The organism is Vibrio sp. HM8-C (assembly GCF_058630515.1).
The window spans coordinates 1-254 of sequence record NZ_JBMMKS010000050.1 but is presented as its reverse complement, the minus strand read 5'-3'; the positions used below and the strand labels follow the sequence as shown (position 1 = coordinate 254).

General features: G+C 50.0%; 1 protein-coding gene. It reads right to left on the bottom strand.

Annotated features, from left to right (window positions below):
* Positions 1-198, bottom strand: a 198-nt coding sequence (locus ACOSVQ_RS20685; RefSeq protein ID WP_491984310.1) for a DUF1293 family protein, incomplete at its 3' end; no start/stop codon positions are given.
* Positions 199-254 lie beyond the last annotated feature (56 nt).

Here is a 254-nt window from a genome sequence, read left to right as displayed (position 1 = left end):
CTTGAGCGCGTACTGGTAATCAAGCTGAATAGGGTGGTCAAACTGCGGATTCACATCACCCGATTCGCCCAATGTGCGGCGTTTGAACTTCTCCACGTTGATTTCACGTAGTGGACGCGAGATGTTGAGCTGCGCGCCATCACCACGGAAACTGTTCCAAATGATGTCCACGCCTAACACAAATACACCTTTACTCATGATTTACACTCCAATGGGTCTGCCGACCGGTTTGTAATGGACTGGATTAATGCCGC